Here is a 1,122-nt window from a genome sequence, read left to right on the forward strand (position 1 = left end):
TTTCCTCATCCTCGTATGCGCAGAGGGTATCCCCAGGGGGAAAAAAAACGTCCTTGCTCGACAATTGCAGCGGTGAGAAGCGCTATAAGCATCTTTCCGTGTAGCCACGCTTTTGCACTATCCGGATCCGTTTTGGGGAGATGTCCCAAGCCTAATATTGATTTCAATCGTTTGAACGCTAATTCAACCTGCCACCGCATCCGGTACAATGACATGACTTCTTCAGGGGATAGCACGTCTCTCGCCAGCGAGGTGACGACAAACACATACTCGTGCAACTCAAGCGTCTCTTCATCGATGGACTGTTGTTTTTTGCTTGCCGTTCGGATAACCCCTTTCTTTGAACGTTCTGCAATTTCCGGAGACTTTTTTATCGCACAGAGGCGAATGGGCTTCAGTTGATCCTTCGAAACCCTATAGAAGACGTCAAAATCACCAATCTCCCCATAATCCAGAGCACGAAAATGGTCTAATAAATTAAACTCCTCATGTTCGTTCTTCATCACCTGAAATGCCTTATTACTGAGCCGTACGAGGAAATCCCCCTCATGTTCGGCAACATAGTTCATCCCGGCGATACGTCCATACCCGCGATCACCGATCAAGAGATCCCCGCGTGCAACAGGATAGTTTCGGAAGGATTCGCCCACTTTTTGGTCAGTGATTTGAAAATGGTCGCATGAGAGGCCAAATAACTCGATGCTGTAATGTAATCGCCAGTCAGACCCGGTACTGCCTGGTTCGGTGATGACACTCGCATCAACCAGACGGACGTTGAAGTCCTGCAACCAATGAGGTTTTTGAACGGGGAGGTGTACTTGTTCGGCAAGATGTACCGAGAGCCAGCGGAGCCATTCCGAACTGGATTTAAGACGTTTTAAGAGAGCAACATCGGAGATATCCACCAGTTCAACTTCTCTTGCCCGGACGACCGTTTCACGCATCGAACAACCATCGGCTAAGTGAATGAGGAGAATGCGCAGCAACACTTCCGCAGACACTATTTTACGCCGCCGGGTTAGGGCGCCAAGTTCCTGCGCTTTGTCTTCCCAACCCTCGGGCAGAAATTGTACCAGTAACTTCCAGTTTGCATCTACTTCAAAGTTCATCCCCGATTCGCTC

At 49.1% G+C, this 1,122-nt stretch carries 1 protein-coding gene; it reads right to left on the bottom strand.

Annotated elements, in window-relative coordinates:
* Positions 1 to 5: 5 nt before the first annotated feature.
* Positions 6 to 1,122 (bottom strand): IS4 family transposase (locus tag BP846_RS03475; RefSeq protein ID WP_292392655.1); only part of this gene is annotated, 1,117 nt, incomplete at its 5' end.

Origin of the sequence: Methanoculleus sp. UBA303 (assembly GCA_002501655.1) — an archaeon.
Taxonomy (GTDB): domain Archaea; phylum Halobacteriota; class Methanomicrobia; order Methanomicrobiales; family Methanoculleaceae; genus Methanoculleus.